Annotated in this window: 11 protein-coding genes; 7 read left to right on the top strand and 4 right to left on the bottom strand. The window is 41.9% G+C overall.

Annotated elements, in window-relative coordinates:
- Positions 1–17: 17 nt before the first annotated feature.
- The 3 genes from ACYVBM_RS00900 to ACYVBM_RS00910 are packed head-to-tail and all read left to right on the top strand — an operon-like array spanning position 18 to position 5,873.
- Entirely contained in the window at positions 18–767 is a 750-nt protein-coding gene (locus tag ACYVBM_RS00900; protein ID WP_460683721.1) for a DeoR/GlpR family DNA-binding transcription regulator, read from the top strand.
- An 18-nt stretch (positions 768–785) separates the two neighbouring features.
- A complete protein-coding gene (locus ACYVBM_RS00905; protein ID WP_460683722.1) occupies positions 786–3,971 on the top strand; it encodes a SusC/RagA family TonB-linked outer membrane protein in 3,186 nt (1,061 codons plus the stop codon).
- Between the two features lie 12 nt (positions 3,972–3,983).
- Positions 3,984–5,873 (top strand): SusD/RagB family nutrient-binding outer membrane lipoprotein, encoded by a 1,890-nt coding sequence (locus ACYVBM_RS00910; RefSeq protein WP_460683723.1) that lies wholly within the window; start codon positions 3,984–3,986, stop codon positions 5,871–5,873.
- Between the two features lie 248 nt (positions 5,874–6,121).
- Here the strand turns inward: ACYVBM_RS00910 and ACYVBM_RS00915 are convergent, their stop codons facing one another.
- Positions 6,122–7,522: a nucleoside recognition domain-containing protein gene (locus ACYVBM_RS00915; protein WP_460683724.1), complete on the bottom strand. Its 1,401-nt coding sequence runs from the start codon at positions 7,520–7,522 to the stop codon at positions 6,122–6,124.
- Positions 7,523–7,631: 109 nt separating this feature from the next.
- The gene (locus ACYVBM_RS00920) at positions 7,632–8,579 is read right to left on the bottom strand and encodes an aldo/keto reductase (protein ID WP_460683725.1); all 948 of its coding nucleotides are present in this window, start codon (positions 8,577–8,579) and stop codon (positions 7,632–7,634) included.
- 199 nt (positions 8,580–8,778) lie between these two features.
- Between ACYVBM_RS00920 and ychF the strand changes: the two genes are divergently transcribed.
- Positions 8,779–9,876 (top strand): redox-regulated ATPase YchF, encoded by a 1,098-nt coding sequence (ychF, locus tag ACYVBM_RS00925; protein ID WP_460683726.1) that lies wholly within the window; start codon positions 8,779–8,781, stop codon positions 9,874–9,876.
- 97 nt (positions 9,877–9,973) lie between these two features.
- On the opposite strand, the gene ACYVBM_RS00930 is transcribed toward ychF, so the two are convergent.
- Positions 9,974–10,978: a long-chain-fatty-acid--protein ligase gene (locus ACYVBM_RS00930; RefSeq protein WP_460683727.1), complete on the bottom strand. Its 1,005-nt coding sequence runs from the start codon at positions 10,976–10,978 to the stop codon at positions 9,974–9,976.
- A gap of 80 nt (positions 10,979–11,058) precedes the next feature.
- Here ACYVBM_RS00930 and ACYVBM_RS00935 point away from each other — a divergent pair, with 80 nt between their 5' ends.
- The 3 genes from ACYVBM_RS00935 to ACYVBM_RS00945 all read left to right on the top strand — a co-directional run bounded on the left by ACYVBM_RS00935 (position 11,059) and on the right by ACYVBM_RS00945 (position 13,128).
- Positions 11,059–11,973, top strand: a complete 915-nt coding sequence (locus ACYVBM_RS00935) for a UbiA prenyltransferase family protein (RefSeq protein WP_460683728.1) — start codon at positions 11,059–11,061, stop codon at positions 11,971–11,973.
- A gap of 17 nt (positions 11,974–11,990) precedes the next feature.
- On the top strand, positions 11,991–12,617 hold the full coding sequence (locus ACYVBM_RS00940; protein WP_460683729.1) for a class I SAM-dependent methyltransferase: 627 nt from the start codon (positions 11,991–11,993) through the stop codon (positions 12,615–12,617).
- A 235-nt stretch (positions 12,618–12,852) separates the two neighbouring features.
- Positions 12,853–13,128, top strand: a complete 276-nt coding sequence (locus ACYVBM_RS00945) for a hypothetical protein (protein WP_460683730.1) — start codon at positions 12,853–12,855, stop codon at positions 13,126–13,128.
- Between the two features lie 108 nt (positions 13,129–13,236).
- Here the strand turns inward: ACYVBM_RS00945 and ACYVBM_RS00950 are convergent, their stop codons facing one another.
- Positions 13,237–16,623 (bottom strand): glycosyltransferase, encoded by a 3,387-nt coding sequence (locus ACYVBM_RS00950; protein WP_460683731.1) that lies wholly within the window; start codon positions 16,621–16,623, stop codon positions 13,237–13,239.
- Positions 16,624–16,693 lie beyond the last annotated feature (70 nt).

Below are 16,693 nucleotides of genomic sequence, written 5' to 3' on the forward strand. Positions count from 1 at the left end.
TAACAAAATATTAAGAATTGCTTAAGAAAGAAAGGCAGGCTTATATTCTTCACCAGCTCAATCTTCATAATAAAGTATTGAGTGTTGATTTATGTAATGAGATCGCAGTTTCGGAAGACACAATAAGAAGAGATCTGCAGGAACTATCAGAAGCCGGGCGCCTCATAAAAGTGCACGGCGGCGCGCTTTCGATGGCATTTAGTGAGATACAGTTTAAAGCGGCACACGTTTATTCTCAGGCTCATAAAAAAATTATTGCAAACAAGGCATTGCAGTTGATAACAAGCGGAATGTTTATTCTGACCAGTGGCGGCACTACAATCCTTGAAATGATCCGTACCCTGCCGCCACATTTAAAGCTTACAATAATGACAGGGAGCATACCGGTGATAAACGCCTGTATGGTTCATCCTAATATTAATGTGGTAGTGATTGGTGACAGGTTGTCGAAGGATTCAAAAATAACAGTGGGTGCGGAAGCTATTGAAAAGATCAGCCATGTAAATGCGGATCTGTGCTTTCTGGGAACAAATGCCATTGATATAGAACATGGCGTTACTGATAATGACTGGGAAGTAGTACAGGTAAAAAAAGCCATGGTAAACGCTGCATCAAAAGTGATCTGTATGACCATTTCAGAAAAGCTCGAAACGTACCAGCCTATACGTGTTTGCGGATTAGATAGTATTGATTATTTAATTACAGAGCTGGAATCAGAAAGCGGGTTATTGCAACCATTTATAAAGGCAGGTTTAAGCGTTTTATAATTAATAAATATATCTATTATGAGAAAAACAATAACAAGTCTACTCTTGTTTTGGATGTTCTGCTGTTTATTACCCACACCGGCATTAGCACAAACAAGAACCATTAAAGGCATTGTATTAAGTGAAGACGGGATACCGCTACAAGGCGTTTCCGTATCAGTTCAGGGAAAACCAGGCGGTACGCAAACAGCAGTAAACGGCTCATTTTCTATTTCTGCCAATGCAGGAAATATCCTGACTTTTTCCTATGTAGGTTATATTACCGAAACAGCAACAATTGGATCATCAAATGTTATAAATATTACGCTTACAAAAAATGATACTGAAAATATGGGCGAGGTAATTGTTACGGCCATGGGTATCAAGCGTGAGAAAAAGGCTTTAGGTTATGCGGCCCAGGATCTTGGGGCTGAAGAACTCATGAAAAACAAGACGGCAAATATTGTTAACTCCCTTGCGGGCAAAATAGCCGGGGTGAATGTAACACAAACAAGTGGTGGAGCAGGCGCTGGCGCCAGTATCATCCTTCGCGGAGGTACATCCCTCCAACGCGACAACCAGCCTTTATTTGTAGTGGACGGCCTTATCTACGATAATTCTGCCAGCATCAACGGCGAAAGTGGCTTCGACGGGGCTCAGTCAACCAACTCTACTTACAGTAACCGGGTAATGGATATCAACCCCGAAGATATTGAAAACGTATCTGTATTGAAAGGTCCGGCCGCGGCGGCACTCTATGGTTCGCGGGCTGCGGCAGGCGTTGTCCTGATTACTACCAAAAGCGGAAAGCAAGGCAAAGCCAGTGTTAGTCTCAATTCCCGGTATGTGACGAATTGGGCAAATCGCCTGCCCGAATACCAGAACCGGTATAAAAGGGGTTTTTATCAACAAAATGGCGATCTTATAGAAGGCAATGCTACTACTACTATGGGCTCATGGGGCGCACCGTTTGGTTCGGGCGATGTGATGTACGATAATATCAGTAATTTCTTTCAGAAGGCAAATACCTGGGATAATTCGATCAGCCTTTCCGGAGGTACAAAAACAGGAAGTTTTTATCTTTCGGTATCCAACTTCAGTTCCACTGGTATCATCCCTAACTCAGAATATGATAAAACCACTTTCCGTTTTAACGGCGAACAAAAGTACGGCATTCTAAAAGTGGGAGCTAACGTAGCCTATTCCTCCGCGGATCAGTCAAGCTCTCTCACTTCTGGCGGGCTTTATGGTTCAAGCGGCGAAGGTGCGGTACAGGCAGCATTTATATGGCCACGCGACATGGACATGAAGCACTGGTTGAACGAGGATGGCTCCAAATATCGCCCGTTTGACTGGGACCTGGTACAAAATGATTTCGATAATCCTTACTGGATATTAAATAAAATGCCCCGAACTGACAAAACCAAGCGCCTTACCGGTAGTATCAAGGCAAGCGTGGATATTACAAAATGGTGGGATGTGAACTATCAGATAGGGATAGACCGTTATACGCAAAATACGACTCGTTTTGCATCACCGGGTTCAGGCATCTCTCTGATTTATCAAAAAGGATTGCTGTCTGAAAACGACAGAACATTCGAATTTAAAAGTTCCAACCTTATGACCAACTTCAAAAAGAAATTTGGTGATGTTGATATGAACCTGATGTTAGGAACTACGGCGGAATGGACCGACATTGAGTATAACGGACGGAAAGCCTGGAATTTTATTATCCCCGGAAAATATATTTATATGAACGCTGCCGCTACCGATAGAGATGCAGCGCAGCAATTGTCGCAACAACGCTTAATGGGTGTTTTTGGCGAATACCGTGTGTCGTATAAAGATTTTGCGTACCTCTCATTTACGGGACGTAACGACTGGTCTTCAACATTACCTATTGAAAATCGTTCCTACTTCTATCCTTCCATTCAGGGAAGCTTTATCTTTTCCCAGTTCATTCCTAAAAATAACATTCTTACCTATGGTAAAGTACGCGCTTCTCTTGCCCGGGTAGGGAAAGCCACAGATCCTTACGTAACCAATACATATGTGGTTACACCGGCAGAATATACTTTGTATAATGGGGGATTAGGCATCGGCGTTCGCAACGACTGGTTACGGGGTAACAAAGAACTATTACCCGAAATTACGGAAGCCCAGGAATATGGTATGGATCTGAAATTCTTCCGCAATCGCCTGGGCTTGGAATTTACTTACTATAAAAACAGCAGCTTTAACCAATTGATGCAACCTCGCACCTCGCAGGCTACAGGCTATATACTGATGTGGACAAATGCAGGGAATATCATAAACAATGGTGTGGAATTGACGCTGACCGGCTCTCCTATCAAACAGGAAAACTTTACCTGGGATGTTACCATCAATGCTTCTCGCAATAAAGGGAAAGTGGAGAACCTGCTTCCGGGATTAGATATTCTGTACGTAACAGATGTACAGGTTGGAAATGCCAAAGCAGCCTCATTTAATGGTGGGAACTTTATGGCTATTTCAGGGTCGAAATGGCTGAGAAGTGAGGAAGGCCATTTAGTATTAAATCCGCAATCGGGTATGCCGCAATCTGACGGCTTGCAAACATACGAAATCGGGAACAGGGAGTCTAAACTTTTCGGGGGCATTAATAACAGCTTTCAATATAAAAACTGGAACCTTTCTTTCTTGCTGGATTACCGTATCGGGGGCGATGTATATAATGGCACCGATTACTATATGACCTCTATGGGCATGAGCGCCCGTTCGGCCAACCGGGAAAAACTAACCATTACCGGAGTAGTTAAAACAGGAGATAATCCAGATAAAACACCTATTTATTCTGACTTGAAAACCTTTGAATACGAAAGAGGCAAAATGTATACAGTCGGCAATCAAACCATGAGCGGCGAAAGTATCATTAATGGTTACTGGCAGAATGCTTATAATTTAGAGTCGGCCAATTATATGACCAATACGAACTGGTTGCGCTTACGTACGATTTCTTTGGGCTATGCTCTTCCCGGATCGGTATTGAACCGTGTAAAGGCAATCAAGGGCGCTAGCCTTACAGTAACCGGAACAAATCTCTGGCTGTTGACAAACTATAAAGGAATGGACCCCGAGACTTCGGCAGCCGGCGCCGGAGCAATAGGGTCAAGCTCAGTAGGTATAGACTACAATGGTATTCCGGCCTTATCGGGTATAACTTTTGGACTTAACGTGACTTTTTAAAAACAAAGAATTATGAAAAAATTATCATATATATTAGTTGCTTTGTTAATGCTGAACCTTGCTTCGTGCAAAAAATGGTTGGACATAAACGACAATCCAAGCAAAGCCAGTGAAATAGTACCAACTCCGGATTTACGGTTGAGGTCTATTCAAATGCAATTCGTAGATGCGTATGAATCTTCAGGCACACGCGCAGCCTGGCTTACACAAAACGTGACCAAGATAACTGGTAGCACCAATAACGATGCAATTATTCGTTGGGATTTCCCGTTGGCATCAACAACCTGGCCTTATCAGGCATGGTTTGTTTACACGGCCACCAATCTGGAACCACTTATTAATAAAGCTACTGAAGAAGAGGCCTGGCATTATGTAGGTGCTGCACAACTAATTCATGCCTGGGGATTTATGCTCATGTTGGATTTATACGGCGAAATGCCCTACACCGAGGCTTTAGGATCAATTATTTCTCCCAAATACGATGATGGTAAAACAATTTTTTACGGCTGTATGGATATGTTAGACAAGGCAATCGAAAATCTGTCCAAAACTCAGCCAGCAAAAGCTACGCCCTTGTCTAGCGGTGATGTGTGGAACAATGGCAACCCTCAAAAATGGTTAAAACTGGCTTATGGCTTAAAGGCCCGTTGGCTGAATAATTTATCCAAAAAATCCTTTTATGATCCGGATGCAGTGTTAGCCGCACTGGACAATGCCCCTCAGTCCAATGCAGATAATACTGTAATGGAGGCCATCAACACATCAGAAACTAATATTTCCGGTATTGTTTCAGCAATGCAGCATACCAATCTGGGAGGAACAGGAAACCGTCTAACCAAATGGTACACAGACTTATTGACTAACACATTTACCGGAGGATCAGGCATTATGGACCCCCGTGCTACGCGTATCATTCCAAGTGCAGAATTTTATAACACTACAACCGGGAAAAAGGAATGGCGCTTATCCCAAGGAGTGGATATGAAATCAAATATCCGTACAAGTGCAGGCCCTGTTGCATATGAAATTATGGCTACGAGGGCTGGTACTACTACACATCCTTCCGGTCAGGTACGTGCAACAGCAACCCAGCGTGCTGACCCATCATTTACTAACAGATGGTTTACTACAAATACTACAGTAGCGCGGCAGGGCGACTCGATATATATTTCTATTTATTCGGATCGCTTGGATTGGATTGCAGCCTTCCAGGATAACAAAAATGACCAGTATCTGGCCAACCGTTACAATGGCATGACACTTGATAATCCGAATTTCAACAATAGTGTGATCAATATCAACTCTACCGGTAGCTTTTATATACGGGCTGATGCACCCGCACATTTGTTAACATATCATGAGATGTGCTTTATCAAAGCCGAGGCCTTGTTCAGGAAAGGTGATCCGGGAAACGCTTTGATCGCGTATAAGGCGGGTATTCGCGCGCATATAGAAGCAATGAACGAAAAGCTCAAAACATACGATCAGACCAAGTATGGCAAACAAGTTATTTCCGAATCCGAAATTGCTGCGTTTTTAGCAAGTCCGGCAGTGGCACAGAATGCAGGAGAATTAACGATGGCCAAAATTATGCAACAGAAACAAATAGCAATGTCGCTGACTGTCCAAAACTGGAACGACATGCGCCGTTTCAATTATTCTGCTCCTAATCCAAAGTTCGGGGTGGTATATCCCGATTTTGGACGTCCATTTGAAGTGAATGCAACCTCGTTGGAATGTTACCCTGGCGGAGCTCCAACAGATGAGCGTTATTGGCCCCGCCGTATTCAGCAATGTAGCCACGAACGAAATTATAACTCTACCAACTGGAAGAATTCTCACCCGGAAGCCAACCTGAGAACGATACTCTCTGCGCCGGTTTGGTGGGATACAGCCGAATAAAAAATAACGCACTACAAAAGAGTAGTGAGATTACACCCGCTAAGTCATTAAGCAGCACAGCTCAAATGGCGTAGCGGGTGTTTTATGTACTACCGGCAATAAAAATGATCAAAATTGAATGAACTGATTTCAGTTAGTTTTATTTGCCCAGGGACCGATAATTGGTAACAGGCTTTCAGCATGCCGCTATAAACACGATGTAGGGGTGGATGTGAACACATCCTGTCTACCATACCATCTACCCTCTCCTATCTAAAAAACAAATAACTAACCGCAATAGCGGTAATAATACCTGCAAGATCGGCAAGCAGCATGGCGCCAACAGCATAACGGGTATTTTTAATTCCCACTGCACCAAAGTAAACCGCAATAATATAAAAAGTAGTATCTGCTGATCCGCGGAATACCGAAGCCAGGTTACCGGTAAAGGAATCGGGGCCATGAGCTTTCAGCGTATCGATCATCATGGCGCGTGCTCCGCTACCGCTAAAAGGCTTTAACAGTGCAGTAGGCAAAGCATCAACAATACGTGCATCGCCGCCGGAAAAAGCAAAAAGTGCCTTGATGCCGTCCATAACAAAATCAAAAGCGCCGCTGTTACGCAGCAGGCTGATGGCCACCAGTAAACCTACGAGGTATGGGATAATTTTAACAGCCGTTTCAAAACCTCCTTTTGCTCCATCTACAAAAGCGTCAAAAACAGGAGCTTTTTTATAAATAGCTCCCGCAATGATCAATAAAAAGATCAGCAGGATCAACCCATTGCTAAGGCTGGTAGAGAACAGCTGCACCCCTTTAATATCCAAGGTACGCACATATAATATCAAAGCGGAAAACACAGCCGTTATACCCATTACCCAGGCTATAATTATGGGCTGAAAGACTTTTATCCCCTGCCTCACAGATACGATGGTCATTGCAGTAATAGTAGCTACAAAAGTGGCTATCATACATGGGATAAATATTTCTGTAGGGAACTGCGATTTCAAAGCTACCCTGTCGGCTATAATTACAGTAGGAATAAGTGTTAGCCCCGATGCATGCAGGCACAAAAACATGATCTGCGCATTGGTAGCTCTTGTTTTATCAGGATTCAACTCCTGCAAACTTTCCATCGATTTGATTCCAAAAGGCGTTGCAGCATTGTCTAACCCCAGCAGGTTGGCAGAAAAATTCATTACCATATGTCCCATCGCCGGGTGGTTCTTAGGCACTTCCGGGAAAATCTTAGAAAAAAACGGCCCAATGATCCTCGACAAAAACCGCACTCCGCCTGCCTGCTCGGCAATATTCATAAATCCCAGGAACAATGCCATGATTCCTATAAGGCCGATACAGAGCGTAACCGCATCTTTTGTAGTATCAAAAACGCCGTTGGTAGGCTGCAGATCATACATTTTAAATATACCGTTACCCATAGATATCACCTGGTGTCCCTCCCATTTCACAATTTGCCCGGGAACCATCTGTTCCGGTAAACCTGCCGGCAGTAAGGCAGCATCTACTTCTTTAATATACGTAGTATCGCCGCTCTTGCCTGTTACCATTTGAGTAAACAGCTGTTGCTGCCCGGGCTGAAATATAAATCTGCCCAAAGCTACTATGAGTGCAATGAGTATAAATGCGCTCCAAATCCTGCTTAAAACCATAGCAGTAAAAATACCAAAAGACAACAACTAATAATAATAAATTGTCAAAAGTTATTGCTGCATCAAAAAGGCCTGGTATGCTGTACCCAGGCCTGATAAGATAGAAGCTTTAGCTGCTTACGGAGTTCAGTAATTTTAAATCTTCATCATCAAGCTGCAGATCGGGGGCTGCGAGTATTGTATGTAATTGTTCAGCATTCGTTGCGCTCACGACCGGCGCGGCAACCTGTGGTTGCGCCAGCAGCCAGGCTAAAGAAACAGTTGCGGGCAGCGAATGATACTTAGCCGCTACAGCATCAAGCGCATTTAAAACTTCCAGCCCTTTTGCTGTAAGATACTTGCCGGCGCCGGAGCCCCGTATACTTTTGCCTAAATCGGCCTCAGAACGGTATTTGCCGGTTAAGAACCCCGCAGCCAGCGACCAGTAGGGAAGTACTGCAAGGTGATGCGCTTGGGCTACAGGCGCATACTCCGTTTCATATTTTGATCTTTCCACCAGGTTGTAATGAGGTTGTAAGGCAATATACTCCGGAAAATTTTTTTCCCGGGATATTTTAAAAGACTGAACCAGCCTTTCAGGTGACACATTAGAAGCTGCTATATACCGTACTTTCCCGGCTTTCACTATGTCATCATAGGCTGATAAAGTTTCTTCCGGCGAAGTTTTGCCATCGTCAAAGTGGGTATAGTACAAATCAATATAATCGGTTTGCAGTCTTTTTAAAGACTCATCTACAGATTTCAGGATATGTTTTTTACTGATATCATAACCATGTTCTTTAGTCTCCGATCCCACCTTGGTAGCAAGAACCAGGTTTTTACGGTTGCCCCTGTTTTTCTGCCATTTCCCAATAATCGCTTCAGACATACCTCCGGTTCCATTCACCCACCAGGGATATGTATCCGCTGTATCAATAAAATTGAAACCTGCCTCAATAAATGCGTCTAGTATTTCAAATGATCTTGCCTCATCCAGGGTCCATCCAAAAACATTACCGCCCAAATTGATGCGGGCTATTTCAAGATCAGTTTTTCCAAGCTTGATTTTTTTAGTCATAATACATTATTTACATATCTGATTATTGTATGATTTACAATTAGAACAGCGATGCATTCATTTTGTTGAATTTTCGGCATATCATGCAATATTTATATGGCCGCCAACTCCGGGTATTTAGTAAGTCAGACATTAATTGTACCTTTGCAGACTTTTTAGTGGTCAATGGTCAATCAAAATACTAAATATTAAATAAGAAATGGCTTTACAGGCAGGAATAGTGGGACTACCCAATGTAGGAAAATCAACGCTGTTTAACGCGGTAAGCAACAGCGCCAGGGCACAGGCAAGCAACTACCGCTTTTGTACCATAGAACCTAATGTGGGTTTGGTGGATGTGCCGGACAATAGAATCACACAACTGGCAGAACTGGTTCAGCCTAACAGGACCGTACCTACCCAGATTGAAATTGTGGATATTGCCGGCCTTGTGAAAGGTGCCAGCAAAGGTGAAGGCCTGGGTAATAAATTCCTGGCCAATATACGTGAAGTAGATGCCATTATTCATGTAATCCGCTGTTTTGAGGATGATAATGTATTGCGCGAAGAAGGCGCTATCCACCCTGTAAGTGATAAGGAGATTATTGATACAGAGCTACAGCTAAAAGACCTGGACAGCGTGGAAAAACAAATTCAAAAGAAGGAAAAACAGGCCAAAACAGATCCTAAGGCAAAGCCGGAGCTGGAAGTGCTGTTGCGCTGCAAAGCCCATTTGGAGCAAGGTAAAAGCATTCGCTCACTGGACCTGGGTAAAGAAGAGAAGCTGGCTGTTGCCGACCTGTTTTTGCTTACCGACAAACCCGTGCTGTATGTAGCAAACGTAGATGAACCATCGATGCACACCGGCAATAAGTATTCAGAAGTTCTAAAAAAAGTGGCCGAAGAGGAGGGCGCTGAAATTATTGTGATGAATAACAGTATTGAAGCGCAGATCTCTGAAATGGAGGACCCGGATGACAAAGCTTTATTTATGGAAGAATATCAAATGAAAGAGCCGGCATTAAACCGCCTGATCCGCTCTGCTTATAAATTATTAGGCTTGAATACCTATTTTACCGCAGGCGTACAGGAAGTACGTGCCTGGACGTTCCATGAAGGCTGGAAAGCCCCGCAATGTGCCGGAGTTATCCATACCGACTTTGAGAAAGGCTTTATTAAAGCAGAAGTAATTGCCTTTGAAGATTACCTGCAATATAAAAGCGAGGCCGCCTGCCGCGAAGCAGGTAAATTAAGAATCGAAGGAAAAGAATATATAGTGAAGGATGGTGATATTATGCATTTCAGGTTTAATGTGTAATATCCGTTCGTAGATAATAAGGATAACCAGCCGGCCGCAAAGGCCGGTTTTTTTACTACAGCCTCTCTCTTCCGAATGGCTTTTGATCATGAATTATTCAAACAGCCAGCAAACTGCATCCTCTCAAATCGCTGTTATCCATTCTTCCTATAACCTCAAAACGGCCATCGTAATATAAAACGCCCGAATCATCAGTAGCAATAAAACTACAGGAGTAAATATTTGCCAGATCTATCACATTAATAAGCCCGCGGGTTTTATTTGCTTCAATATTCTTTATGGTTAAAGGATCTTCTGCATCACGCAATAGAATGCGCATCCAGGGTGGAGTTTGAAAGATGCCGTTACCTTTAGAGTAAGCCTGTGATAACAGCTCCGACATACCATATTCCGAATGTACAGCATCCAGCGAAAACGCATCTTTTAATATATCGTGCACTTCATTTCTTATCATTTCTGTTCTCCTGCCTTTCATGCCCCCGGTTTCCATCACTACTGTATGATGCAAAGGCATTGGATACTTTTCAGCAAAGTCAAGCAGGGCAAAGGTTACGCCGATCAGCAAAGTCTGCTGGCCTTGCTCTTCCAGCACGGCTAAAGTATGTGCAAGCTGCTTAAAATCATATAAATAAAAACCACTCTTTTCATGCCCGCTTTTTTCAATCAATTGCTGCACCATGTAAACCAGTGAAGAGTGCTTTCTTTCCAGATAAGAAGGCAACAGACCCAGCACACACCAGTCTTTAGCATTACCATAAAATCGTTCAAAGCAGGAAAAAAAGCTTTCTTCATAAATACCGGCATCTTTTACAAGGTGCTTACTATTCACAGTTTGAGTGGTACCACTGCTTTCAAAGATCAGCTCAGGGTTAAAGCGGCCAGTGGTAATTGGATGGGTTTTAAAAAAACGGATCGGCAAAAAAGGAATGGTTGCCGTTTTTACAATTTTAGATACATCCACTTTAAGTGCATCTACATATTTTCTATAAATAACGTTATTAGCGTACTGAAACCTGAAAATATCTAAAGCAATTTTCTCAAAATCAGGCTCGCCTTGAAATATCAGGTTTCGTATATCTGCCCATTCTTGCTTTTGCTGCATCCGCAATAATCATTAAATTCTACAATTCATCGAAGCTACAAAATTTTCAACTTACAGCCCCTGTATCTTTGCATGTGCACATGAGCAATAAGTTTATAAAATTTATTTTCTTCTCAAATTATTTTGTGGGGTTGCTTTCAGTTGCACTATCCATAGAAATGAGCCTGCAGGCACATTTACCATTCAATTCATTTGCTTTCTACAGCCTGCTTTTTATGATTACTGTTTTGTATTATACGTACGCCTATGTTGGACCTGTAAATGCAAACAATTCGGTCAATCCACGTACAAAATGGTACCAAAAAAATAACCGCTTTGTAAAAACGAGCCAGCTCATATTTCTAACGGCCAGTATTCTTTTAATACTGTACATAGTTATAAAAAACCGGGAAGCTGTTTTTCAGCTTGAGCTGGTATACTGGCTCTCAGCTGGTATAATACTTATGGCGGCTTTGTTGTACTATGGCCTGTTACCCAAATCTTTTATCAGGTTAAATTTAAGGGGCACAGGCTGGATAAAGGCCTTTGTGATTGGCTTTGTATGGGCATCCTGTGTAAATATACTTCCGCTTATTGATATTAAAATTGAAAAGGGTACTTTAGTAGCCAATCCTGTTTGGGTGAGCTGGCTATTTGTAAAAAACTTTATGTTTTGCACTATAAATGCTATCATGTTTGATATTAAAGATTATGCAGATGATTCGAACAGACAGCTAAAAACATTTGTGGTACGGTATGGACTGCATAAAACAATTTTTTTTATTCTGATTCCTCTTTTATTAATAGGGGTTATTTCTCTGATTTTATTTACGATGACGCAAGACATCAGCCGGGTAGCCATTTTATTAAACCTGCTGCCATTTGCATGCCTGTTGCTTGTTGCATACTCATTGCAAAAAGAGAAAAGGATTTTATATTACCTGGTAATAATAGATGGACTGATTTTTTTTAAAGCATTATGCGGAATAGCCGGGGTGTTGCTAACTGATGCATAACCATTTCTATTAAAACAATGCGCAACAATTACAACTTTATAGCTCCTTATTACGATTTTATAAGCCGGCTTATTTTCGGCAAAGCTATTATACGGGCGCAAACCTGTTTGCTCTCACACATTGCACCCAACAGTAGCTTACTCATAGCCGGTGGCGGTTCGGGATGGATATTGGAGGAAGTGGCCAGGCTGTATCCGGCTGGACTTACTATAACTTATATCGACAACGCTGCAAAAATGATAGCCCTTGCAAAAAAGAGAAATTGCGGCGCTAACAAAGTGATCTTTATTTGTGATGCCATAGAAAATTGCCCGTTTACACAGCAATTTGACTGCATTTTTACAGCTTTTTTTTTCGATAATTTTAAAATTGAAAAGGCGGCAGCCATTTTTGAAATCCTGCACCCTCATCTTAAACCCGGAGGTAATTGGTTATATACCGATTTTGTTCCAACAAGCGTGGCAAAAAAATGGCAAAAAATATTATTGAAAACAATGTACTTCTTTTTCAGCGTTGTGAGTGGAATTGAGGCGCAGGAATTGGCAGACATGTCTTTTCTTTTTCAAACGTTTCACTACAAACAATTTTATATAAAATGGCATTACAGTCATTTTATACAATCCGTTGTTTATAAAAAAAAGTAAGCATCTGCCTGACATTTCTTCATGTTATGCTTATAGCCAAATAATTGTGGATAATTTATTTTATTGATTCCTACTATTTTAACTTTCACGCTTTATACAAATACAACAAAAACCAAAAAGGATTATTCATTTTGCTTTATCTTAGACCGTTTAATAGCCTTTTCACCATATTATACTTTTTAAAATACAATTGAGCGGTACAATATTTGCAGGCACAAAATATCTTATTCGTACAATGCATACTTCATTTATAAAAATCATACATTTTAGCAGGCTGGTTAAAATCAATAACAGGTTAAGAGAGTTCAATTTCAAAAAAAATAATAACGCTGGTGATTATGTTTTTGATGTTGACACTGCAGATGACAGGGGCAACCGCTTGTTTTTCAGGCTTACAAAAAACAATGATAATCAATGGAGCTTAGATTCCAAGCAACCTATCCCTGATTGGATAGAGAACCATCAACAGCAACTGGTAGTGGAACTTGAAGAAGGCTTGCTAACGAATTAAGCAACTTAAAAGTTCATAGCGTTCTTTTTCCAACGAAGAACGGTATTTTTTTGTGGCCATTTACCTGTATGGGTTAAAAACAGGCATAGGATACCTTTGCTTACTTTATCAGGTTTCTTTTAAAACCACATTCCCTGTTCTTTTCAGGTTCCCCCAGCCCTGGCCTTCCCCTTTTATGGCACGCCTTACCGATCTGAACCATACAATATACATTAATTGCCGGTATACAAACCTTTGCGGCAATAACCAAAGCAGCCGCCAGTAATTCTCCTTTTCAAAGCGAAATGCCACTACAGAAATAAATACATCTATAAACAGGAACAGAAAATAGTAAATAAGTATCTGCTGCATACTATCCATATCGTTCCTGTTATAAACAAGGCCTACAAAAAACAGCAGGTCGGCCAGTGGCGCGATCATTGGCATTAAGATCTGGAATAATAAAATATTAGGCAGCGCTATCATTCCCAACCCCTTATATTTTGGATTAAAACAGGCATCCCTGTTCTTCCAGAAGCTTTGCATAATGCCATAACACCATCTGAACCGCTGCTTCAGGAACTGGTTTACCGACTCCGGAGCTTCGGTAACCGCGATAGCGGCAGTACAATTACGAATCACATATCCCTGCCGCAAAATACGGATAGTGAGGTCGCAATCCTCTGCCAGGGAATCCGTGGCAAAGCCGCCAACGTCCTGCATGGCCTTTTTCCTGAAAGCCCCTATGGCACCCGGAACCACGGTAATACCATTAATATAATCAAATGCCCGGCGATCAAAATTCTGAGCAGTTATATATTCTATTGATTGCCAACGGGTAAGTATTTTTTGAGTATTGCCCACTTTTACATTACCAGCAACAGCGCCTGTGCTTTCTTCTTTAAAATAGGGCATCATCTGGCTGATAGCATCTCTTTTAAGCTGAGTATCGGCATCTATGCACAACAGGAAGTCACTACCAGCTCTTTCTATGCCGTAATTCAATGCAGATGCTTTGCCCCCGTTTTCTTTCCGGTATGCCTTTATTCTTTTATTGTTTCCAAAAGCTTCTGTTATACGCTCAAAAGTTTGATCTTTCGATCCATCATCTACAAAAATGATTTCGTAATTCGGGTAATCCTGTTGTAGCAGGCTTTTTACCGTAGCTACACAATTCACTTCTTCATTATATGCGGGAACAATAATGCTTACTTTAGGAGTAAATGACCCAATAACAGGAGTACCCTTTTTTTTGTCTTTAAAATAATTCAGCAGTGCCAAAACCCCGAGAAAAAGTATGCGTAAAATACCTAATAAAATGGCCAGCCAAAAGGACACTTTTAAGAACTCTGACAGGAAAGCTATGGTTTTGGACGCAGCTGAATCAGCACCAAGCCAGGCACCCTGTACCGGGGGCATTACCTGGTCCCGGGTCAGGTTCAACAGCTGAGCTACTGTAATAAACGCTATTCCCCGTTGTTTAAAATACTGAATAATTCGTGGCAGGGCATCTACCGTAGCCTGGCGCGGCCCCCCCGCATCGTGCAGCAAAATAATCCCCTTTTGGGGGTTTGCCTCATACTCCCGCACCACCCTGTTATAAATCGTATCGGCGTTCATTACATAAGCCCGGTTCTTGGTATCCCAATCCTCGGGATCAATACTTTCTCCAACAGCATAATAGCTGTGTTTCTTACTAATAGCAATAGGTTCCAGCTCCACATAGCTGCCCGGCTCAGAATCTGCATTGTAGGGCGGCCTGAACAAGATTGTGCTATGCCCTGTCTGCGATTCGATCAGCAGCCGGGTAGCCTCAATTTCCGTGGTAGCACGGCTCCTGCCTACTTCTGCAATATTGGGGTGTGTGAAAGTATGGTTCCCTATTTCAAACCCCTCTTTATAAATGCGTCTGAAAAGTGAAAGATTACTCTCTACATTGGTGCCCACTACAAAAAAAGTAGCCGGAACTTTCTCCCGCTTCAGTATATTCAATATCTGAGGGGTGAATTCAGGATCGGGGCCATCATCAAAAGTAAGAAGTACCTGCCGGTTCACTTTCCCGAACCTCTTAATGATATACCTGGTAGGCAGTTGCAGGTACTCCTCTTCGGATATAAGGTTATCTATACTATCCCTTACAATCTTCATTACACCGTCAGCGGGCTCTGTGATCATATCCAGTACCTCTCCATCCCCGATATAATCCGGCTTTTTATAACCAACAGGGCTGTGCTCCAGTTTTGTAAAAACAGATGGATAAGCAGCAACAGCTATTCTTCTTAAATCCCTGTTATAAAAGGTCCATAACCTTTCGTCTTCCGAGCCCAGCCTCCATATAGCAGTGCCCGCCACTCCATAGTCGTCTGCAAAACGCATGGTATTAAAAGCCCCGGCGGCATCATTAAAATATACTTTATGTAGAACGCTGTCTGCATCCCTGTAACTAAAAGAACAATTGTAAGTATCGCTGTTAAATTCAATTGGGGCATAATGATCTTTGGCTAAAGCTATCGCTTCGGCATAGGTTACATTAGAAGCATTACTATTTTCGGGCCAGTTGTACCCATACGCTGCAAGACATAATATTATTTTATCGGAACTGATGTTTGCCGCAGTATTATCAAGCACTTTCTCTATCCACCGCTGTTCACTAACAGGACCGGGTACACTTTCAGTAAAATGCTGATCATACGCCATCAGGAAAATATAATCAAGATAAGGCTCTGCTACCGTAAGATTATAGTTATCGTCACCCGGAACCACATCCTGCGTAACCAGTAATTTTTTTGCATGAAGACGCTCATACAATTCTTTCTGAAAAAGAAAAAGCGGCTTTAAAGTAGATTGATGTATCTCCTCAAAATCAATATTAATCCCTGCAAAATGATTTTTCTGTAAAACATCTTCTATCTGATCCAGAAAATGTTTTCTCTTTTCGGGATTTTGCATTATCCTGTCTAATAATGTACCATCAAAATTGCCATCTGTTTCAGCAATATTTACATTGCTCATAATAGGTACTATACGCACATTGTATCTGCGCATGTATTGCAGGGCTTCTGCATCAATGCGTACTACGAGCGTATCTGCAACAGGATCAATAAAAAACCATTCGGGCAGCACCATATTTAATTTATGAATATGGGCTTTTAAGGACGACAGGGATTGCGGGTCCCAATCCACGTAAAAAGCAGCACGTACCGCCTGCGTATAGGGGCGTTTTGCATCCCGTGCTATATGATCGTAATTTTGCTTACGCAGCTCTAAAAAATGCTGAAAACCTTTATAGCGTATAGCATCCTGCCTCGTAAAATCTTTCGGTATCACCAGGTTCTTATTCTTTGTATAGCCTGTTCGTTCCAGTTTGGGAAGAAAAGGCGTATTCATATTTGCCAGTGAGATCCACACAACCGGCACAATCAATAGTAACAAAAAAATAATTATCCGGCTTGTCCATTTAAAAGTGTTCCACCTTAATTTGCTTTCGGTTTCGAAAACCTGCTTTTGCTTTGCCATGATGAGAATTAGGTAATGCAAAATTATATTTAGATTTGTTTATCTGTGTAAATTTTCGGCTTAACAGACT

Source organism: Niabella aquatica (genome assembly GCF_054779315.1).